Origin of the sequence: Rhodococcus aetherivorans (assembly GCF_025722975.1) — a bacterium.
Lineage (GTDB): Bacteria > Actinomycetota > Actinomycetes > Mycobacteriales > Mycobacteriaceae > Rhodococcus > Rhodococcus aetherivorans.
This window is the reverse complement of the sequence record NZ_CP106982.1, coordinates 5,484,316-5,504,372: the sequence shown is the minus strand read 5'-3', so window position 1 is coordinate 5,504,372 and position 20,057 is coordinate 5,484,316. Positions and strand designations below refer to the sequence as shown.

Here is a 20,057-nt window from a genome sequence, read left to right as displayed (position 1 = left end):
TAGCAAGTGCTTGGTAGGTTATCGTACAGACGTGCATCAGAGCGAGAGACTGGACGACACGGGTTTCGACAACGCCGCGTTCGCCGCCACCGTCCGGCAGTGGCTGGAGGACAATCTGACCGGCGAATTCGCCGAGCTGAAGGGCAAGGGTGGCCCGGGCAGCGAGCACGAGTACTTCGAGCAGCGCCTGGCCTGGGACCGGCATCTCGCCGCCGCCGGATGGACCTGCATCGGCTGGCCGGCCGAGTACGGCGGACGCGGCGCCACCCTCGAACAGCAGGTGATCTTCCACGAGGAGTACGCGAAGGCGAACGCGCCGGCCCGCGTGAATCACCTCGGCGAGGAACTGCTCGGGCCCACCCTCGTCGCCTTCGGTACCGAGGACCAGAAGCGCCGCTTCCTGCCCGGCATCCGGAACGTCACCGAACTGTGGGCCCAGGGCTACTCCGAGCCCGGCGCCGGTTCCGACCTGGCCAACGTCGCCACCACCGCCCGGCTCGAGGACGGCAAGTGGATCATCAACGGCCAGAAGGTGTGGACGTCCCTCGCGCACGTCGCACAGTGGGCGTTCGTGGTCTGCCGCACCGAACCCGGCTCTTCCCGGCACCATGGCCTGAGTTTCCTGCTCGTGCCGCTCGATCAACCGGGCGTCACGGTCCGGCCCATCCAGCAGCTCACCGGCACCTCCGAGTTCAACGAGGTCTTCTTCGACGACGCCGTCACCGACGCCGACCTCGTCGTCGGCGCCCCCGGCGACGGGTGGAAGGTCGCGATGGGACTGCTCACCTTCGAGCGCGGCGTCTCCACCCTGGGCCAGCAGATCGGCTTCGCCCGTGAGCTGCAGGGCGTCGCCGACCTCGCCGCATCCAACGGTGCCGCCGAGGATCCGCACATTCGCGAGCGGATCGCGCGCGCCCGCATCGGCCTGCGCGTGATGCGCGCCCACGCCGTGCGCACCCTCGGCGAGGCCGACCCCGGCCAGGCGTCGGTGGCAAAGCTGCTGTGGGCCAACTGGCACCGCGACCTCGGCAAGCTCGCGATGGACGTGCAGGGCCCGGCCTCGCTCGTCGGGCCGGAGCACGACCATGCCGGCAACCCGTCGGTGCTCTCGGATCCCGAGCATCTCGAGCTCGCCGAGTGGCAACGGCTGTTCCTGTTCACCCGCGCCGACACCATCTACGGCGGATCCAACGAGGTCCAGCGCAACATCATCGCCGAGCGCGTGCTCGGCCTTCCCCGAGAGGCCCGTCCGTGACCACTTCCCCCCTCGCCACGCCGCCCGTCGAGACCCCGGGCCACGGCCTGCTCGCCGGCAAGAAGGTCGTCGTCACCGCCGCCGCCGGCACCGGCATCGGTTTCGCGACCGCCCGTCGCGCCCTGCTCGAGGGCGGCGACGTGCTCGTCTCGGACTTCCACGAGCGTCGGCTCGGGGAGACGGTCGACAAGCTCGCCGCCGAGTTCCCGTCGCAGCAGGTCGACGCTCTCGTGTGCGACGTCTCCTCCACCGAGCAGGTCGACGCGCTGATCACCGGCGCCGCCGACCGGCTCGGGCGCATCGACGTGCTGGTCAACAACGCCGGCCTCGGCGGTGAGACCCCGGTGGTCGACATGACCGACGAACAGTGGGACCGTGTCCTCGACATCACCCTCACCAGCACCTTCCGCGCCACCCGCGCCGCGCTGCGCTACTTCCGGTCGGCCGGCCACGGCGGCGTTCTCGTCAACAACGCCTCGGTGCTCGGCTGGCGCGCGCAGCACTCGCAGGCGCACTACGCGGCCGCCAAGGCCGGCGTGATGGCGCTGACCCGCTGCTCGGCGATCGAGGCCGCCGAGTACGGGGTCCGGATCAACGCCGTCGCCCCGTCGATCGCGCGGCACGCCTTCCTCGCGAAGGTCACCAGCGAGGACCTGCTCGACCGGCTCGCCGCCGACGAGGCGTACGGGCGGGCCGCGGAGGTCTGGGAGATCGCCGCGACCATCGCCATGCTCGCCAGCGACTACACCACGTACCTGACCGGCGAGGTCGTCTCGATCTCCTCGCAGAGGGCCTGACCCGTGCGCGGTTCCGGTAGCCGCCGCCACCGGAACCGCGCACGGCAGCCTGAAAGGATGCCTCCATGACTCCTCCCAGAGACGATGCTGCCAAGTCCGGGCGTCGCGCCGAGTTGCTCGATATCGCCGCTCAGCTGTTCGCCTCGCGCGGGGTGCGTGCCACCACCGTGCGCGACATCGCCGACGCTGCGGGCATCCTGTCGGGCAGTCTCTATCATCACTTCGACTCCAAGGAGTCGATGGTCGACGAGATCCTGCGGGGATTCCTCGACGACCTGTTCGGCCGCTACCGCGAGATCGTCGCCTCGGGGGCGGACTCCCGCGCCACCCTCGAGGCGCTCATCACCGCGTCGTACGAATCGATCGACAAGTCGCACGCCGCGGTCGCGATCTACCAGGACGAGGCCAAGCGGCTCGTGGAGAACGAGCGGTTCTCCTACATCTCCGACCTCAACACCGAATTCCGCGACCTGTGGGTGGGGGTGATCGAGCGCGGCATCGCCGACGGCACGTTCCGGCCGGACGTCGACGTCGAACTCGTCTTCCGGTTCCTGCGCGACACCGTGTGGGTGGCCGTGCGCTGGTACCGGCCCGGCGGCACCCTCACCGCCGACAAGGTGGCGCAGCAGTACCTGTCCATCGTGCTCGACGGACTTGCCAACCCCTGAACCGACCTTCCCCGGAACCGACTAGGAGTCCCTCATGACCGAGGCATACATCGTCGACGCGGTACGCACCCCGATCGGCAAGAAGAACGGCGGCCTGTCCGCCGTCCACCCGGCCGACCTGGGCGCGCACGTGATCAAGGCGATCGTCGACCGCACCGGCATCGACCCGAGCGACGTCGACGACGTCGTCTTCGGCTGCGTCGACGCCATCGGTGGCCAGGCCGGCAACATCGCCCGCACCGCGTGGCTCGCCGCCGGCTACCCGCAGCACGTTCCCGGCGTCACCGTCGACCGGCAGTGCGGGTCGAGCCAGCAGGCCCTGCACTTCGGTGCGCAGGCCATCCTGTCCGGCACCGCCGACCTCATCGTCGCCGGCGGCGTGCAGAACATGTCGCAGATCCCGATCTCCGCGGCCATGATCGTCGGGCAGCAGTACGGCTTCGACACCCCGTTCGGCGGTTCGACCGGCTGGACCGAGCGCTACGGCGACCAGGAGGTCTCGCAGTTCCGCGGCGCCGAGATGATCGCAGACAAGTGGGATCTCAGCCGCGAGGACCTCGAGCGCTGGGCGTTGCAGAGCCATGAGCGGGCCAAGGCGGCCATCGCCGAGGGCCGGTTCGAGGGCGAGATCGTCCCGCTCGGCGACGCCACCGTCGACGAGGGACCCCGCGAGACGAGCCTCGAGAAGATGGCGTCACTCGCGACGCTCGTCGAGGGCGGCCGGCTCACCGCCGCCGTCGCCAGCCAGATCTCCGACGGTGCCTCGGCGGTGCTGCTCGCCTCCGACGAGGCCGTGCGCAAGTACGGCCTGAAGCCCCGCGCCCGGATCCACCACCTCAGTGCCCGCGGCGACGACCCGATCTTCATGCTCAGCGCGCCCATCCCGGCGACGCAGCATGCGTTGGAGAAGACCGGCCTGAGCATCGACGACATCGACCTGATCGAGATCAACGAGGCCTTCGCCCCCGTCGTGCTGGCCTGGATCAAGGAGATCGGCGCCGACCCGGCCAAGGTCAACGTCAACGGCGGCGCCATCGCGCTGGGCCACCCGCTCGGCGCCACCGGCACCAAGCTGATGGCGACTCTGCTGAACGAGCTCGAGCGCCGCGAGGGTCGCTACGGCCTGCTGACGATCTGCGAGGGCGGCGGCACCGCCAACGTGACGATCATCGAGCGGGTGTAGACAGGCGGCTGCGCCGCCGGTGTGTCCCTTGGGCTGTCAGGGCAGCCCAAGAGACACACCGGCGCGTCAGCGCAGGGTCGGATCGGTGACCCGGTCGCTGCTGCCGGCGGTGCGGAACGCGTGGTCGGCGAGGTCGGCGAGCGGATCGGCGGGCAGGACGTGGACGATCTGCTCGTGGACGATGCCCCCGTCCGGGCACCAGACGAGCACGCGCCGCGGTCCGGGTGCGACGCCGTGGGCGACCATCGAACCGGACGGTTCGACGGGCAGGCTGCGGGTGTGGCCGTCCGCATCGGGATCGACACGGCAGCTCTCCGGATGGACGGGCACACCGTGCACCGTCACCTTCACCCGCTCCCGGCCCGCGACGACGTCGGCGGTGGGCCCCGCCTGCGCCGTCGCCGGGACGGCCAGGGCCGCAACGATCGTGGACAGCGCCGCCGCCGTGACGCCTGCGGAACCGAATCTCATGGTTTCTCCCTCCCGTGCGGGCCTCTCCCACCCGCCCGGCTCAGCCTACGACACGGGTGGGCGCCGGCTCAGGACCGCAAGGACACCCGGGCGTGTAGTCCCTCCGGCATGAGGGTGAGCCGTTCGGCCACCTTCAGCCGATAGGCGGGGTCCATCGCCAGGTCGTAGCGGCGCAACAGGGTTCCCAGCACGAGCGTGGCCTCGTGCAGCGCGAACTGTCTTCCTATGCAAGCGCGTTCGCCGGTGCCGAACGGTTTGTACACGTGCGCGGGCCGGGCCCGGACCCGTTCGGGCAGGAAGCGGTCGGGGTCGAACTCGTCGGCGTCGTCGCCCCAGACCGCCGGGTCGCGGTGCACCGCGGGCAGCAGCACGAGCACCCAGTCGCCGGCACGCATCCGGTATCGGCCGGCGAGGGTGGTGTCCACCCTCGCCTCCCGCGCGTACGCGGGCGCGGTCGGCCACAGGCGCAGCGCCTCGTCGAGCACCCGGCGGACGTAGCGCAGCTTGGCGATCTGCTCGAATGCGGGCTCGCCGTCGCCCCAGATCTCCTCGACCTCCGCCCGCGCCCGCGCGTAGGCCTGTGGGTCGCGCATCAGGTAGTAGAGAGCGAACGACAATGCGCCCGAAGTTGTTTCGTGACCGGCGACGAGGAAGGTGAGCACCTGGTTGCGGATGTTGATCTCGTCGAGCTTGTTGGGATCGTCCTCCCGTGCCGCCCGCAGCATCAGCTCGAGCAGGTCGTCGGGGGCGGGGCCGGGGGCGTCGCGCCTGCTGTGGATCACCGCGTCGACGACGTCGCGCATGTGCGCCCGGTCGAGGTCGTACTGCCGCTTGGCGGCGGGGAAGAGGAAGCGCCCGACGACCGGCACCGTGCGCAGCATGCTGCGCTGCGAGAACGAGAGTCCGCCGACCATCGCCTCGACGAACGGGTGCCGCGCCGCACGCTCGAACGGCTCGAACGAGTAGCTGAAGCCGCTGCGGCCGATGGTCTCCAGCGTCAGCTTCGTCATGTCCGCGGCGATGTCCACGTCGCCGCCGCTGCGCGCCGTACGGTCCCAGTGTGCGACGAGCTGGGCGGTGACGTCGAGCATCGTGGCGTGGTACCGGCGCATCGCCTGCTGGGTGAACGCGGGCATCAGCAGCTCGTGCGCGCGGCGCCAGTTCGGTTCCTCGTTGAAGGCGGTGAACAGCCCGTCGCCGCCGATCGCGCGCAGGGCCTCCACACCCGGCGCGAGGTGCTTGGCGAAGCGTTTCTCGTCGGACAGCTCGGCCGTGAGCTCGCCGGAGCAGACGAACACGAAGCGGCGGCCGAAGGCCGTGCGCTCGAACACCGGGCCGAGGGCCTTGTGGATTGCCATCGAGTTCTGCACCGGGGTCTCGAGCGACATGCCCAGGACGTCGCCGACGAGGGGGAGACGTTTCGGCGGGCGCGGAATTTCCGTGTCGAACACCCGTGACGTGGCCATGGCCATGCTCCGACCCCCAGTTATTGAATCCGTGTACAGTAATCACGCTACGCCGGGACGGACGGGTGTCAAGAACTAGATTGAGTCCGTGGCCCGATCCCGCCGACGACTCGATCCCGAGCAGCGCCGCGCGCAGCTGCTCGACATCGGCGCGCGCCTGTTCGCCGAGCGCGCCTACGAGGACGTGTGGATCGAGGAGGTCGCCGAACTCGCCGGGGTCTCGCGCGGCCTGATGTACCACTACTTTCCGACCAAACGAGACTTCATGGCGGCGGTCGTCCAGCGCGAGTCCGACCGGCTGCTCGCCGTCACCGAACCGGATCCGCAGCTCACCGTCGCCGAGCGGATCATCGCGGGCCTCGACGCCTACCTCGACTACGTCGCGTCGCACCGGCAGGGCGTCGCGGCGGTCAACCGGGCCGCGGACTCCGCCGACGCCGGTATCCGCGCGATCGTCGACGCCGAACTCGGCGTTCAGCAGGAACGCATCCTCGACGCGCTCGCCCCGCCCGACGACGAACGCGAACTCGTCGCGGTGGCCGTGCAGGGATGGATCGCCCTCGTGCGCAGCGTGTGCGTCGACTGGCACGATCACCCCACGGTCACCGGGACGCAGCTGCGGGAGCTCTGCCTGAATGCGCTGCGCGGCATGCTCGGCGGTCGCCTCGGCTGAGGACCCGGGTTACCCTCGGTCCATGTGCCGGAACATCACGGAGCTGCGCGGGCTCGAGCCGGCAGCGACCGCCGAGGAGATCGAGGCCGCCGCCCGCCAGTACGTGCGCAAGGTCAGCGGCGTCCACAAACTGTCCGACGCCACCCGCGAACCGTTCGAGGAGGCCGTCGCCGAGGTCACTGCCGTCACCATGCGACTGCTCGACCGGCTCCCGCCGCGCCGGCAGCCGCCGCCGACGGTGCCGCCGCTGCGCCGGCCGGAGGTGCAGGCACGGATCGCGGCGCGCGGCTGAACGACGTCGCACCCCGAATCCCGCGGCGGCTGTCAGCCGGGCCCGTGTGCCGTTCCCGCGGCGCGGGCGTGCACCCAGGCGACCACCTGGGTGCGGGATCCGACGCCCAGTTTGTCCAGGATGTGTTCGACGTGCCCGTCGACCGTCCGGTGCGAGATCACGAGCTGATCCGCGATCTCCCGGTTGCTGAGGCCCCGGGCGACGAGTTCGGCCACCTCCTCTTCCCTGCGGGTCAACGGGGAAGCGGTGGGTGACGCGGTCGCCGATCCGCCCGCAGGCGTCCCGAGAGCCGTGTCGACAGCCTGCTCGATGGTCAGGTGTGCCGGCGGTGTCGACAGGCGCGCGTACTTCTTCGTTCCGAGCGACTGTCGGACCCGCTGTTCCCAGTGCGCCGAATCGCCCGTGATATGGGGACCGAAGGCGGCGACGGAAGTGCCGAGTCGCTGCCACACGGCCTTGGCCGCGCCGAAGAGCGCGGCAGACCGCTCGGTGTGACCGACGGCTTCCGCCGCCCAGGCGAGAAGTTCGATCGACAGGGCGGTGCAGATCTTGTCCTTGAAGTCGCGCTGGATGTGCAGGGCCTGTTCCGCGGCGTCGACGGCGTCGTCGATCCGGCCGAGGTGGAAGTAGGCCAGGCTCGAAACCCACAGGGCGTACGCCTTGTTCCACTGCTCGCCGTGTTCGTCCGCCACGTGGATCACGTGTGCACACGTGGCGAGTGCGTCGTCGAGCCGGCCGTCGTAGGTCTGGGCCATGGCCAGCTGGAACAAGGCGGTGAGGGTTGCTGCGCGATCGCCTCGGGTGCGATGAACGGCGATCGCCGCGTCGTAGAGATCGATCGCGTCGGTGGTTCGTCCGCAGAACAAGGCGTGCAGGGCGGCCCAGTGGTCGTGGTGCGCCTGCAACTCGGCATCTTCCAGTTCGGCTGCGATGGATCCGCATTCGGCAAGATGAAGTGCGGCTCCCTCCCGGTCCCCCTGGATCAGGGCCGTCCACGCGGTCACCCACAGGACGTGGCCCCGGTCGCGAGTGGACCGGGGCAGCCGTTGCAGAAGCCGCTCGAGCCGGGTGCGGCCGTGGGAGAGGTTGCCTCCCGCGATCCAGTGATACCGCAGCGCCACGGCGAGGGCGGCCGCGGCCGACAGGTCGCTGTCGTCCCGTAGCGACCAGTCGAGCGCGGCCATGAAGTTCGGATGGTCGATCCGCCACCGCGACAACAGTTCCGATTGTCTCGGCCCGTACCAGTCCGCCGCGTGACGTTGCGCCCGCTCGAGGTAGTGGTCTCGGTGCCGCCGGTACAGATCGTTCATTCGTCCACCGGCGTCGAGCAGCTCGTGCCCGTACTCGCGCACGGTCATCAGCTGCGAGTAGCGGAAGGCCTCTGCGGAACGATCGACCGTGACAAGCGATTTCGACACCAAACCGTCGAGCAGATCCATCACCTGTTCCGGGGGAAGGTCTTCGTCCCCGCAGATCGACTCGGCGGCTTCGAGATCGAAGCTGCCGGGAAAGACCGACAGCCGCGCCCACAGCGTGCGCTCCGGCGCGGAGCACAGTTCGTAGCTCCAGTCGATCAGCGCCCGGAGCGTCTGCTGCCGGGGCACGGCCGCGCGGTTGCCGCCGGTGAGCAGGGCGAAGCGCCGGTCGAGCCGTTCGACGAGCTGGGCGGGGGACAGGGTCCGCAACCGGGTTGCGGCGAGTTCGATGGCCAGGGGGATGCCGTCGAGCTGGATGCACAGCTGGGCGACGGCGTCGGCGTTGGCGTCGGTCATCCGGAATTCGGCGACCACACTCTGGGTGCGCTCGACGAGAAGCGTGACCGATTCGAACAGGGCCAGGTCGGCGGCGCGGTTGCCGGTCGATTCCGTCGGGGTGCTCAGCGGCGGCAGCACGTAGGTGAATTCGCCGCCGACGCCGAGCGGCTCCCGGCTCGTCGCCAGAACGCGCACCTCGGGTGCGCCGGTGAGGACCGTGGTGACGAACGCGGCCGCCGCGTCGAGCAGGTGCTCACAGTTGTCGACCACGATCAGCATGTGGCGGTCCCGCAGGTGATCGAGGATCTTGTCCCGCACGGGACGGGTGGACTGGTCGGTGACGCCGAGCGCCGCGGCCGCAGCCGACGGGAGCGCCTCGGGATCGCGGACCACGGCGAGGTCGATCCAGCAGAAGGCGTCGCGGAAGGCGCGGGCGGAGCGGAGGGCGATCTCCTCCGCCAGCCGAGTCTTGCCGACCCCGCCCGGACCGAGCAACGACAGGAGCCGGGCCTGTTGCAGGCGGGCCCGAGCCTCGTCGATCTCCCGGCGACGGCCGACGAAACTGGTCAGCGAGGGCGTCAGCCCTTTGGTGCGGGGCAGGGGGGACTCCATCTTCACGCTTCCCAGAGATAGTGGTCAGAACATACCCGAATGCGGTGTGACGCCCAACACAGGTATCGAAAGGGGTGATTTCCCCCGCGTGGGGGTGAGGTGACGCGGGTCATTGTCGTGGTCAGGCATCGAAGCGCCCCGGACGGGGCCGAACCCCATTGATCGTGAGGAGCCCGCACCATGACCGAAACCGATTTCTCCGCTCCCGACGTCGACGTCGTCGTCGTGGGAGCCGGCTTCGCCGGCCTGTACGCCCTGCACAAGCTGCGCGACACGATGAACCTGGCGGTGCGGGTGTTCGAGGCCGGCGCCGACGTGGGCGGCACCTGGTACTGGAACCGCTACCCGGGCGCTCGCTGCGACATCGAGAGCATCCACTACTCGTACTCCTTCGACGAAGAGCTGCAGCAGGAGTGGCGGTGGAGCGAGAAGTTCGCCGGCCAGCCGGAGATCCTGCGGTACCTCGAGCACGTCGCCGACCGCTTCGACCTACGCAGGGGGATCACCTTCGACACCCGGGTGATCGGGGTGCACTGGGACGACGAGAACTCGATGTGGACGGTGCACACCGATGACGGCCGCAGCGTGCGCAGCCGGTACTTCATCTCCGGCGCCGGCAACCTCTCGGTCCCCAAGACTCCCGAGTTCGGCGGCATCGAGAACTTCCGCGGCGAGGTCCTGCTCACCGGCAACTGGCCGCACGAGGGCGTGGACTTCGCAGGCAAGCGTGTCGCGGTCATCGGCGCCGGTGCGAGCGGCATCCAGGCGATCCCCCTGATCGCCGAGGAGGCGGCGGAGCTGATCGTCTTCCAGCGCACCCCCAACTTCGCCACCCCGCTGGGCAACGGGCCGCTCGACCCGGAGGTGGAGACCGAGGCCAAGCAGAACTACCGGAGTCTGCGCGACGCAGCCCGCAACCACTTCCTCGGCGTCCCGTTCGACCAGGTCCAGCCCTCGGCTTTGGCCGTCGACGCGCAGGAGCGCCGCCGGGTGTTCGACGAGCGCTGGAACGCCGGCGGGTTCCGGCTGTTCATCGACAGCTTCCAGGACATCCTGTTCGACAAGAAGGCCAACGACACCATCGCCGAGTACATCCGCGAACGCATCCGCGAGCGGGTGCAGGACCCGGCCAAGGCCGACAAGCTCGCACCCGAGGGCTACGCCTACGGCACCAAGCGTCCCCCGCTCGAGACGAACTACTACGAGGCCTACAACCGCGAGAGCGTGCACATCGTCGATGTGAAGGACACTCCGATCGACGAGATCACCGCCACCGGGGTCCGGGTGGGGGAGCGCACGTACGAGGTGGACACCGTCGTGCTGGCCACCGGCTTCGACGCCATGACCGGGCCGCTGCTGGCGATGGACATCCGCGGCCGCGGCGGACAGACGCTGGCCGAGAAATGGGCCCACGGGCCGCGGACATACCTCGGCATCATGATCCACGGGTTCCCGAACCTGTTCACCATCACCGGGCCGCAGTCGCCGTCGGTGCTCTACAACATGCCGCTGGCCATCGAGGACCACGTCGACTTCGCCACCGACGCGATCGACTATCTGCGCGCACACGACCTCGACGTGATCGAGCCGACCGCGCAGGCCGAGACCGACTGGCTGCACCTGACCAACGAGATCGCCGGGCAAACCCTCCTGCCGCAGACGAACTCCTGGTACATGGGCGCCAACATCCCCGGCAAGCCGAGGGCCTGCATGGTCTACCTCGGCGGTGCCCCGACCTACCGGCAGACCTGCGCCGAGGTCGTCGCCGGCGGCTACACCGGCTTCGACACGACGAGTTCGCGCGCGGTGGTCGCGACCGCCGTCTCCTGACCCCACCGTCCATTCCCCGGAAGGAAATGCCATGGCACTCGACCACCACGTCGAGCAACTGCTCGCGGGACTGCAGGCGCAAGGACTGAAATCGTTCGAGAACATGTCCGTCGACGAAGCCCGCGCGGTCGTGTCGACGTTCACCGGCTTGCAGGCCCCGTCCGAACCGGTCGCCCGGATCGAAGACCTCCACTATGTCAGCGACACCACCGAGCTTCCGCTCCGGATCCACCTTCCCGAAGGGACCGGTCCGCGCCCGGTGGTGCTCTACTTCCACGGCGGTGGGTTCGTCGCCGGTGATCTCGAGGTGGTCGACGAACCCGCCCGGGCACTCGCGAACGAGACGGGAACGGTCGTCGTGACCGCCGCCTACCGCCGGGCGCCCGAACATCGGTTTCCGGCGGCCGCCGACGACGCCTGGGCCGCGCTGAACTGGGTCGCCGCGCACATCGCCGAGCACGGCGGGGACCCGGGCAACATAGTGGTGATGGGCGACAGCGCCGGGGGGAATCTGGCGGCCGTCACCGCGCTGCGCTCGCGAGACCAGGGAGGGCCGGCCCTTCGCGGACAGGTGCTGATCTACCCGGTGATCGACCCGAACGCTCAGCTGCCGTCCCGAATCGACTACGCCGACGGCTACCTCATCACCGCCGCGGCCCTGGACTGGTTCTGGGAGCAGTACCTGTCCGCACCGGAGGACGCCGACAACCCGTATGCCGTCCCCACCCGGGCGGACCGCGTGGACGGACTCCCGCCGGCCCTCATCCTCACGACGGAGAACGAGGTCACCCGCGACGAGGCCGAACAGTACGGCGCTCGGCTGCGCGCCGAGGGCGTGGACGTCCGTACCGTCCGATTCGACGGGCTGGTGCACGGCGTGTACTGGATGTCCGGCGCGGTTCCCCGCAGCCGCGAGTTGCGCGCCGCCGTCGCCGATTTCGTCAAGAGCGTCGTCGCCCCCACGTCGGCGGCCTGACGGTCTACCGCCCGGCGGACGTGATGTCGTCCGCCGGGCGCGATGGACGTGCGAACCGGTCGGCTGCCCCGGTGACCGTGTCGGTGCCGGATGTCAGGATGCCGGCATGGACGAACGACCGGTGTTGGTTCTCGGTTCCACGGGCACCGTCGGGCGACGGGTCACCCGGCAGTTGCGCGAACGCGGGCACGCGGTCCGTGCCGGCTCCCGCTCGGGCGACGTGCCGTTCGACTGGTTCGATCCGCACACCTGGAAACCCGCGGTGTCCGGTGCCGGAGCGGTGTTCGTCATGGCGCCCGACGGCGTGCCGGTCGCGGACGGATTCGTCGATATGGCTGTCGCCGAGGGGGTTTCGCGGTTCGTCCTGCTGTCGAGCAAGGCGGTCGACGTGATGGGCGATGAGCGGCTGCTGGCCGCCGAGCGTGCCGTCACGTCGTCCGGCGCGGAGTGGACCGTGGTGCGCCCCGACTGGTTCGACCAGAACTTCGACGAGGGTTTCCTGCGCGCTGCCGTGCTCGCGGGCGAGATCGTCCTGCCCCTGGGTGACATGCGTCAGGCGTTCAACGACGCCGGGGACATCGCCGCCGTCGCCGTCGCCGCGCTCACCGGGGACGGCCACGCCGGCCGGACCTACGAGCTGAGCGGGCCGGACGCGCTGTCGTTCGGCGAGGCCGCGGCCGTGATCGCCTGCGCATCGGGGCGCAAGGTCCGTTACCGCGGTGAGCCGGACGCCTACCTCGAGACGATGACCGGCCTCGGCCTGGACCGGGCGCAGGTGCTCGCCGAGATCGAGGCATTCGAGGCCCTGCGGGCGACCGGCGACGCGACCCCGAACGACGTTGTCGCCGAGGTGGCGGGCCGGCCGCCCGTGTCCTTCGAGACCTACGTGCGCGCCGCGGCGGAACGCGGGGCCTGGGCCTGACCGCGCAGCGCGGCCACTGCGTCGATCCGCTCCACGGCCTCGGCGACGATCCGGTCGATCAGCTCCCGGCAGCTCGGCAGGTCGTCGAGCATGCCGACGACCTGCCCGGAGGCCAGCACACCGGCGTCGGTGTTGCCCTCCACGAGCCCGGCCTTGAGCAGCATGGGGGTGTTGGCCGCCATGATGATCTGCTGCCACGTGCGGTCGCTCGCCCGCTTCATCGCGATGCCGTCCTTGACGAGCGTCGACCACTTCATCCCGGTCATGGCCTTGAACTTCGCCGCGTTCCTCGCGGCGGCGACCAGGCCTTTCGCGTAGCTGCCGCGCTCGAGGCTGTCGACGAGGTCGGTGTTGAGCACACGGTGCGGCATGCCGTCGACCTTGAGGGAGACCGTGGTGTCCTGCAGGCCCCGCCTCAGGTACTCCTGCTTCACCGAGTCGGGCACGGCGCTGTCGCTGGTGAGCAGGAACCGGGTGCCCATGGCGACGCCGGCCGCCCCGTAGGCGAGCGCCGCGGCGAGCCCGCGCCCGTCGAAGAATCCGCCGGCCGCGACGACCGGGATGTCGACGGCGTCGAGCACGCTCGGCAGCAGCAGCGTCGTGGCCACCGGCCCGGTGTGCCCACCGCCCTCGCCGCCTTGCACGATCACCGCGTCGGCCCCCCACGAGGCGACCTTCACCGCGTGCTTCGCGGCGCCGATGGACGGGATCACCACGATGCCGTGGTCCTTGAGCTTGGCGATCAGTTCCTTCCTGGGCGCGAGGGCGAAGGACGCGACCTTGACGTTCTCACGGATGAGCAGGTCGATGCGCTGGGCGGCGTCCGACGCGTCGGCCCGGATGTTCACGCCGAAGGGCTTGTCCGTCGCCGCCTTCGTCTTCGCGACGGCGGCCTCGAGTTCCTCGTACGTCATCGTCGCCGAGGCCAGGATGCCGAGACCGCCCGCGTTGGAGGTCGCCGCGGTCAGGCGCGGGCCGGACACCCAGCCCATCCCCGTCTGGACGATCGGGTGCTCGATGCCGACGAGGTCGGTCAGTGCCGTCGTCAGGCGCGGGCTCATACCGCCACCTCTCGATCCCGCAGGCCGCGCGGATCGAGGACCTCGCGGATCAGGCGCAGCTCCTCGGCGGTGGGCTCGCGGGTCACGCCCGCCTCGTCGAGGCCGGCCACCTCGAAGGAGGTGTTCTCCGCGACCTGCTCCGCCGTGACCCCCGGGTGCAGGGCCAGTGCCCGCATCGTGTGGCCGGGACCGCCGAAGTCGAACGACCCGAGATTGGTGACCACCCGGTGCAGGTGCAGGTACTTGAAGGCCGGGTTGGCCGGGTCCACCCTGTCGTAGCCGACGCCCGAGACGATGTCGACCTTGTCGCAGAACGCGCGCGTGTTGTGCTTGCCGACCCAGTAGCTCGTCGGGTGGTTGATGGTGTTGCCGGGGGCGCCCCGCACGCCGAACATCTGCCGGGTGGGGTGCTGCAGCGGGCCGAACGCGGAGAGATTCTGGTTGCCGTGCCGGTCGATCTGGTTGGCGCCCATCACCACGTGGCGGCGGCCGGAGGCGACGACGTCGAACACCTTGCGGAACGGCATCCAGCCCTCGATCGGGCCCTTCGCTCCGAGTGCGGGAGTGTCCGCGAGGATCAGCGCCTCCCCGTCGGTGATGAGCAGGTCCGGTTCGGTGGTCAGCCGGGCGAGGCGGGCGCCGATCAGCGGCAGCGTCGCCATCGGGCTGGCCATGATTTCGCCTGCCCCGGCGAAGATCTCGGCGCATGCGATGGCGCAGTACTCGGCCCGGGTCACCGTGCCCGTCGTCGCCGGGGTGGTCGTGTCGGTCATGCCTGCTCCTCGGTGAAAGTCTTGACGGCGGCTCGGTAGTCGTCCTCGCTGCCGGAGAGGAACCGGTCGACGAACGCCTGCCAGGTCTGCGGGTCCTTCGCGGCCTCGGCGTAGTGGCGCTGGAATTTCTCGTCGCGGCCGTAGCTGTCGCCGGCGAGGGTGAAGTGGGCGCCGTCCGGTGCCTCCACGACCCCGTCGACCATCAGGCGGTTGAGGATGATCGACTGCAGCGGAACGGACTTGACGAGTTCCTCGGTCTCGACGATGCGCTCGACCGAGACGTACCGCTTCTCCGCCGCCAGGCAGTACAGGTCGTCGAAGTAGGGGTCGACGCCGGTGTAGGCGGCGTTGCCGTGCGCGTCGCCGATGTTCAGATGTACCAGGGCGGCATCGAGATTCAGTGCCGGCATCGCGATCAGTGTCTCGGGCGTGCCGGACGCGTCGGGGTACGGGGAGGTGACGGTCCGCAATTCACCCTCCCAGAAGTCCGGGACGGCGGAACCGAGTCCCGCCCGGATCGGCAGGAACGGCAACCGGGCGGCGGCCGCCTCGAGGCCGCACTTGACCATGCCCTCGTCCATCTCCCGCGCGACGATCTCCCCGTTCGTGCGCGCCTTGGCGAACCACGGGTCGTAGAAGGGGGCCGAGTCGAGGGAGACGAACCCGTAGTACGCCTTCTTCACCTTCCCGGCCGAGCACAGCAGCCCCAGGTCCGGGCCGCCGTAGGTCACGACGGTCAGGTCCTTCACGTCCGAGCGCAGGATCGCGCGGACGAGCGCCATCGGCTTGCGCCGCGACCCCCAGCCGCCGATGCCGATCGTCATGCCGCTGCGCAGCTCGCCGACCACGTCGTCGAGCGACATCCTCTTGTCACGCATGGTGTTTCTCGTCTCCTGGTCAGTGGTTGGCGCGCGGTTTGCCGGTGGCGACGAACTCGTCGCGGTGCTCGTCCGCGATGCCGGCGAGGTTGAGTTCGAAGGTGAAGCCCTGCTCGAAGCGGTAGCTTTCCTTCACGTTCACCGGGTCGATGCCGTTGATGGCTTCCTTGGCGCACCGGATGACGCGGGTGTCCTTCGCCGCGATCTTCTCGGCGATCTCGCGGGCGGTGGCGTCGAGGTCGGCGCGCGGGACGACCTTGTACACCGAGCCGAAGTGCTCGAGCTGCTGGGCCGTGACGTTCTGCGCCGTGTAGTAGAGGGTGCGCATCATGTGCTGCGGCACCAGCCGGGCCAGGTGCGTGGCGGCGCCGAGAGCGCCGCGATCCACCTCGGGCAGGCCGAAGACGGCGTCGTCGGAGGCGACGATGACGTCGGCGTTGCCGACCAGGCCGATGCCGCCGCCGACGCAGAAGCCGTTCACGGCGACCACGACGGGGACGGCGCAGTCGTAGACGGCGCCGAAGGCGGCGGCGCAGCCCCGGTTGGCGGCGATGAGGGCGCCGTGGCCGTCGGTGGCCTGCATCTCCTTGATGTCGACGCCGGCATTGAAGCCGCGGCCCTCCGCGCGCAGGATCACCACGTGCGTGGCCGGATCCTTGCCCGCGGTGAGGACCGCGTCGGCCAGTTCGAACCAGCCCTGGGAGGGGATGGCGTTCACAGGCGGGTAGTCGACGGTGACCGTGGTGATGCCCGCGCCGTCGGTGGTCGAGGTGATGCCCATGGCAGGTTCCTAACGTCTGTACCGAACCAAGCGATTGCTTGGTAAGTTAGCACATGCGGGGCGCAGACCCCAGGGAGCGGAATCGTGGAGGCGGGGCGAGTATGTCGCCCGGATTCCCCGACAACGACATCTATTCGAGGAGAAGACAAGTGAGTGGACTGGTCAACGGGCGCGTCGTGATCGTCACCGGCGCGGGGCGCGGCATCGGGCGGGCCCACGCGCTGGCCTTCGCGGCCGAGGGCGCGAAGGTCGTGGTCAACGACATCGGGGCCGGCGCGGACGGTTCCGCGACGGGGGAGAGCCCCGCCGAGCAGGTCGTCGCGGAGATCCGGGCGGCGGGCGGCGAGGCCGTCGTCAACGGCGACGACGTCGCCGACTGGGCCGGCGCACAGAACCTGGTGCAGACGGCCCTGGACGCCTTCGGGCGGCTCGACGTCCTGGTCAACAATGCGGGATTCCTGCGGGACCGCATGCTCGCCAACATGAGCGAGGAGGAGTGGGACGCCGTGATCCGGGTGCACCTCAAGGGTCACTTCGCCCCGATGCGGCACGCGATGGCGTACTGGCGCGGGGAGGCAAAGGCCGGCAACCCGGTGGACGCGCGGATCGTCAACACCAGCTCGGGCGCCGGCCTGATGGGCAGCATCGGCCAGGGCAACTATGCCGCGGCGAAGGCCGGGATCGCGGCCCTCACGATCCAGGCGGCCGCCGAGTTCGCCCGGTACGGCGTCACCGTCAACGCGATCGCGCCGGCCGCCCGGACCCGCATGACCGTGGGCGCGGGGGGCGCGATGGCCGAGTCGATGGCCGCCCCGGAACAGGGCTTCGACGCGATGGCCCCGGAAAACGTCTCACCGCTGGTGGTGTGGCTCGGCAGCGCCGAGTCGAAGGACGTCACGGGCCGGGTCTTCGAGGTGGAGGGCGGCAGGGTTTCCGTCGCCGACGGCTGGCGGCACGGTGAGGCGATCGACAAGGGCGAGCGCTGGGATCCGAAGGAACTCGGCCCGGTGGTGGAGAAGCTGATCGCGCGCAGCGAGCCCCCCACCCCCGTCTACGGGGCGTAGGCAGCGAAGCTGCCGGTGCGTCCTTTGGGCGGTGGGAACGACCCGAAGGACGCACCGGCGGCGCAGCCGCCTACGCGGGCGAGCGGACGATGATGGTGGTGCCGGGGAAGTACGCGGCCAGCTCGGTGCGGGCGTGTTTGAGGGTCGCGGTGCCGTAGCCCTGCTTGCGCAGCTCCGGGTGGACCCAGATCGCGACGTCGACCTCATGGCCCTGCAGCTCGCCGAACGCGAAGCCGACCGGCTTGGGTTCGGTGCCGGACAGGTCCTCGGCGACCAGCCACACCGCGGACTCGTCGTCGATGCGCGACAGGCCGGCGGCGCGCTCCTGTTCCACCCGCGCTGCACCCGCGTCGCCGAGCTGCTCCTCGCACCGGACGCGGAACAGCTCGCGGTCCGGCTCGCTGTCGCTGAACTGACGCAGCCGGAAATGGGCGCCGGTGGCGTAGGGACGCTCGGCGGGCGTCCACTTGAGCACCGCGTCGAGGTCGTCGAGCTCCTCCCGGATCTTCTTGCGCTCCGCCTTGGTCAGCCGCCGGAACGGAAGGTTGAGCACCGCTTCGGCGCAGAACTCGTCCGTGTCGAGCAGCCGCGCGACGGTCGCGACGGCCTCGGCCCTGTCGTTGCTCTCGACGATGGCATCGAGGACCTCGTGCCGGCGTTCGAGCGCGCGCAGCAGTGCCGCCGCGATCTCCCGCTTGTCGAGTACCTGATCGTGGTTCGCGGTTGTCATCGGGTGACATCCCTTCTCGAGAGCAGCTCGACCGGGCACCCCACTGGTTCGTGCCCGGTCGTGCCGGCTCCCGCGAGGGTCACTCGCACACCACCACCGGGATGACCCGATCCGTCCAGGACTGATAATTGTCGAAATCCGCGTACATTGCCACCAGCCGCGGCCAGTAGTGCGACCGCTCCTCGGGCGTCGCCGCCCGTGCCGTCATCTGCCGCACCCGGGACTTCACCTGCACGGTCACCCGCGGATCGGCCTGGATGTTGCGGAACCACAGCGGGTGCTCGGGCAGGCCGCCCTGGGACGCGACGAGCACCACCCGCTCGTCGTCCTCGAGGAACAGCAGCGGAACGGTCCGCGGCCGTCCCGTCCTCCGGCCCGTGGTGGTCAGCAGGCAGACGGGGATGCCCCACGGAAAGGCGCTGCCCACCCGCCACTTTCCCCCGATCCGGCCGCCGGTGGCCTGATAGGCCGCCACGTTGGCGCGCGACATCCACTTGATGATCGGCACGGTCCACTTCGAGTCGAGACCCTTCGGCGCGGCGGGCCCCTTCATGTCAGATCCGCTCGATGATCGTGCCGGTGGCCAGCGCGCCGCCCGCGCACATGGTGATCAGCGCGGTGGCGCCGTCGCGCCGCTCGAGCTCGTGCAGCGCGGTGGTGATCAGCCGCGAGCCGGTCGAGCCGACGGGGTGGCCGAGCGCGATCGCGCCGCCGTTCACGTTGACCTTGTCCATGTCGGGCTCGTGCACCCGCGCCCACGACAGCAGCACCGACGCGAACGCCTCGTTGACCTCGAACAGATCCAGGTCGCCGATCGTCATGCCGGACTTCTCGAGGACGCGGCTCGTCGCCTGCACCGGGCCGTCGAGATGGAACTCGGGCTCGGCGCCGACGAGGGCCTGCGAGACGATCCGGGCCCGCGGCTTCAGGCCGAGCGCCGCGGCGCGGTCGGAGTCCATGAGCAGCACCGCAGCAGCGCCGTCGGAGATCTGCGACGAGGTGCCGGCGGTGTGGATGCCACCGTCGAGGACCGGCTTCAGCTTCGCGAGCGATTCCGTGGTCGTCTCGCGCAGGCCCTGGTCGCGGGCGACGGTCTGCTTCTCGCCGGTGAGGGTGCCCTCCTTGTCGACGACGGGCGCGACGACGGGCAGCACCTCGCGGTCGAAGCGGCCCTCGTCCCACGCCTGCTTGGCCAGCGCCTGCGACCGGACGCCGAGCGCGTCGACGTCCTCGCGGGTGATGCCGCGACGGCGGGCGATGCGCTCGGCCGCCTCGAACTGGTTGGGCAGGTCGATGTTCCACGACTCGGGCCGCCGCGGGCCGGCGAGTTCGCCGACGTTCGCGCCGAGCGGCACCTGCGACATCGCCTCGATGCCGCAGGCGATGCCGACGTCGATGGCGCCGGTGGCGATGAGTCCGGCGATCAGGTGGTTGGCCTGCTGGGCCGACCCGCACTGGCAGTCGACCGTGGTGGCGCCGACCTGCCACGGCAGGCCGGCGTGCAGCCACGCGGTGCGGGTGATGTTGTTGGACTGCGCGCCGGCCTGGGTGACACACCCGCCGATCACCTGCTCGACGAGGGCGGGATCGAGGCCCGCGCGCTCGATCAGTCCGCTCTGTGCGGCCCCGAGAAGCTCGGCCGCATGCAGGCCGGCGAGCCAGCCGCCGCGCTTGCCGATCGGGGTGCGTGCCGCCTCGACGATGACTGGTGTGCCCACGGTGGGCTCCTTTCTGGTCCTTGTCCTCGCAAAGTAGAACAGGTTTCCGGGGCAGACAAGGCGGGGTCCGAATGATCGGGACTTGGCGATTCCTTGGCCTGCGGGCCGCCCTGTGCTTGAATGCTTTTAGAACGTGTTCCACATCACGACACG

20 protein-coding genes are annotated in these 20,057 nt (G+C 70.1%); 10 read left to right on the top strand and 10 right to left on the bottom strand.

Translation table 11 applies throughout. From position 1 onward, the window contains the following. Positions 1-31: 31 nt before the first annotated feature. The 4 genes from OCS65_RS25190 to OCS65_RS25175 all read left to right on the top strand — a co-directional run bounded on the left by OCS65_RS25190 (position 32) and on the right by OCS65_RS25175 (position 3,903). Positions 32-1,255 carry an acyl-CoA dehydrogenase family protein gene (locus tag OCS65_RS25190; protein ID WP_006937778.1) on the top strand — a complete coding sequence of 408 codons (1,224 nt, stop codon included), beginning with the start codon at positions 32-34 and terminating at the stop codon, positions 1,253-1,255. Then, positions 1,252-2,052: an SDR family oxidoreductase gene (locus tag OCS65_RS25185; RefSeq protein ID WP_006937781.1), complete on the top strand. Its 801-nt coding sequence runs from the start codon at positions 1,252-1,254 to the stop codon at positions 2,050-2,052. The genes OCS65_RS25190 and OCS65_RS25185 overlap by 4 nt, the downstream gene beginning before the upstream one ends. A gap of 65 nt (positions 2,053-2,117) precedes the next feature. Beyond that, positions 2,118-2,720, top strand: a complete 603-nt coding sequence (locus OCS65_RS25180) for a TetR/AcrR family transcriptional regulator (protein ID WP_043797511.1) — start codon at positions 2,118-2,120, stop codon at positions 2,718-2,720. 34 nt (positions 2,721-2,754) lie between these two features. Beyond that, entirely contained in the window at positions 2,755-3,903 is a 1,149-nt protein-coding gene (locus OCS65_RS25175) for an acetyl-CoA C-acetyltransferase (protein ID WP_006937784.1), read from the top strand. A 66-nt stretch (positions 3,904-3,969) separates the two neighbouring features. On the opposite strand, the gene OCS65_RS25170 is transcribed toward OCS65_RS25175, so the two are convergent. Both OCS65_RS25170 and OCS65_RS25165 read right to left on the bottom strand, forming a co-directional pair. Continuing rightward, positions 3,970-4,374, bottom strand: a complete 405-nt coding sequence (locus OCS65_RS25170; protein WP_065923055.1) for a hypothetical protein — start codon at positions 4,372-4,374, stop codon at positions 3,970-3,972. 68 nt (positions 4,375-4,442) lie between these two features. Then, positions 4,443-5,840: a cytochrome P450 gene (locus tag OCS65_RS25165; protein ID WP_006937788.1), complete on the bottom strand. Its 1,398-nt coding sequence runs from the start codon at positions 5,838-5,840 to the stop codon at positions 4,443-4,445. Between the two features lie 88 nt (positions 5,841-5,928). Between OCS65_RS25165 and OCS65_RS25160 the strand changes: the two genes are divergently transcribed. Together OCS65_RS25160 and OCS65_RS25155 are read left to right on the top strand one after the other, a co-directional pair. Continuing rightward, complete coding sequence (locus OCS65_RS25160; RefSeq protein ID WP_029540975.1) at positions 5,929-6,513, top strand: TetR/AcrR family transcriptional regulator; 585 nt, start codon at positions 5,929-5,931, stop codon at positions 6,511-6,513. Between the two features lie 22 nt (positions 6,514-6,535). After that, a complete protein-coding gene (locus tag OCS65_RS25155; protein WP_006937792.1) occupies positions 6,536-6,805 on the top strand; it encodes a DUF2277 family protein in 270 nt (89 codons plus the stop codon). Positions 6,806-6,837: 32 nt separating this feature from the next. Here the strand turns inward: OCS65_RS25155 and OCS65_RS25150 are convergent, their stop codons facing one another. Further along, positions 6,838-9,171, bottom strand: a complete 2,334-nt coding sequence (locus OCS65_RS25150; protein ID WP_231772016.1) for an ATP-binding protein — start codon at positions 9,169-9,171, stop codon at positions 6,838-6,840. Positions 9,172-9,351: 180 nt separating this feature from the next. Here OCS65_RS25150 and OCS65_RS25145 point away from each other — a divergent pair, with 180 nt between their 5' ends. The 3 genes from OCS65_RS25145 (at position 9,352) to OCS65_RS25135 (ending at position 12,899) form a co-directional block, all read left to right on the top strand. Next, positions 9,352-11,001, top strand: coding sequence for a flavin-containing monooxygenase (locus OCS65_RS25145; RefSeq protein WP_006937797.1), 1,650 nt, complete (start codon positions 9,352-9,354; stop codon positions 10,999-11,001). A 31-nt stretch (positions 11,002-11,032) separates the two neighbouring features. After that, the gene (locus OCS65_RS25140) at positions 11,033-11,977 is read left to right on the top strand and encodes an alpha/beta hydrolase (protein ID WP_029540987.1); all 945 of its coding nucleotides are present in this window, start codon (positions 11,033-11,035) and stop codon (positions 11,975-11,977) included. Between the two features lie 106 nt (positions 11,978-12,083). Next, a complete protein-coding gene (locus OCS65_RS25135; protein ID WP_065923053.1) occupies positions 12,084-12,899 on the top strand; it encodes an NAD(P)H-binding protein in 816 nt (271 codons plus the stop codon). On the opposite strand, the gene OCS65_RS25130 is transcribed toward OCS65_RS25135, so the two are convergent. The 4 genes from OCS65_RS25130 to echA20 are packed head-to-tail and all read right to left on the bottom strand — an operon-like array spanning position 12,860 to position 16,392. After that, positions 12,860-13,960 carry an NAD(P)H-dependent flavin oxidoreductase gene (locus OCS65_RS25130; RefSeq protein WP_006937803.1) on the bottom strand — a complete coding sequence of 367 codons (1,101 nt, stop codon included), beginning with the start codon at positions 13,958-13,960 and terminating at the stop codon, positions 12,860-12,862. The genes OCS65_RS25135 and OCS65_RS25130 overlap by 40 nt on opposite strands. Further along, positions 13,957-14,733: a cholesterol ring-cleaving hydrolase subunit IpdB gene (ipdB, locus tag OCS65_RS25125; protein ID WP_006937804.1), complete on the bottom strand. Its 777-nt coding sequence runs from the start codon at positions 14,731-14,733 to the stop codon at positions 13,957-13,959. The genes OCS65_RS25130 and ipdB overlap by 4 nt, the downstream gene beginning before the upstream one ends. Then, the gene (gene ipdA, locus OCS65_RS25120) at positions 14,730-15,611 is read right to left on the bottom strand and encodes a cholesterol ring-cleaving hydrolase subunit IpdA (RefSeq protein ID WP_185713882.1); all 882 of its coding nucleotides are present in this window, start codon (positions 15,609-15,611) and stop codon (positions 14,730-14,732) included. Before ipdA ends, ipdB begins: the two co-directional genes overlap by 4 nt. Positions 15,612-15,630: 19 nt before the next feature. Next, the gene (gene echA20 / locus OCS65_RS25115; protein WP_065923051.1) at positions 15,631-16,392 is read right to left on the bottom strand and encodes a (7aS)-7a-methyl-1,5-dioxo-2,3,5,6,7,7a-hexahydro-1H-indene-carboxyl-CoA hydrolase; all 762 of its coding nucleotides are present in this window, start codon (positions 16,390-16,392) and stop codon (positions 15,631-15,633) included. A 149-nt stretch (positions 16,393-16,541) separates the two neighbouring features. On the opposite strand from echA20, the gene OCS65_RS25110 reads away from it, so the two are divergent. After that, positions 16,542-17,456, top strand: a complete 915-nt coding sequence (locus OCS65_RS25110) for an SDR family oxidoreductase (RefSeq protein ID WP_065923050.1) — start codon at positions 16,542-16,544, stop codon at positions 17,454-17,456. A 70-nt stretch (positions 17,457-17,526) separates the two neighbouring features. On the opposite strand, the gene OCS65_RS25105 is transcribed toward OCS65_RS25110, so the two are convergent. The 3 genes from OCS65_RS25105 to OCS65_RS25095 form a co-directional block, all read right to left on the bottom strand. Beyond that, a complete protein-coding gene (locus OCS65_RS25105) occupies positions 17,527-18,186 on the bottom strand; it encodes a GNAT family N-acetyltransferase (RefSeq protein ID WP_029541002.1) in 660 nt (219 codons plus the stop codon). Between the two features lie 79 nt (positions 18,187-18,265). Continuing rightward, positions 18,266-18,739 (bottom strand): nitroreductase family deazaflavin-dependent oxidoreductase, encoded by a 474-nt coding sequence (locus OCS65_RS25100; protein WP_231772014.1) that lies wholly within the window; start codon positions 18,737-18,739, stop codon positions 18,266-18,268. Between the two features lies 1 nt (position 18,740). Next, entirely contained in the window at positions 18,741-19,904 is a 1,164-nt protein-coding gene (locus OCS65_RS25095; protein ID WP_029541006.1) for a steroid 3-ketoacyl-CoA thiolase, read from the bottom strand. Positions 19,905-20,057: the final 153 nt, after the last annotated feature.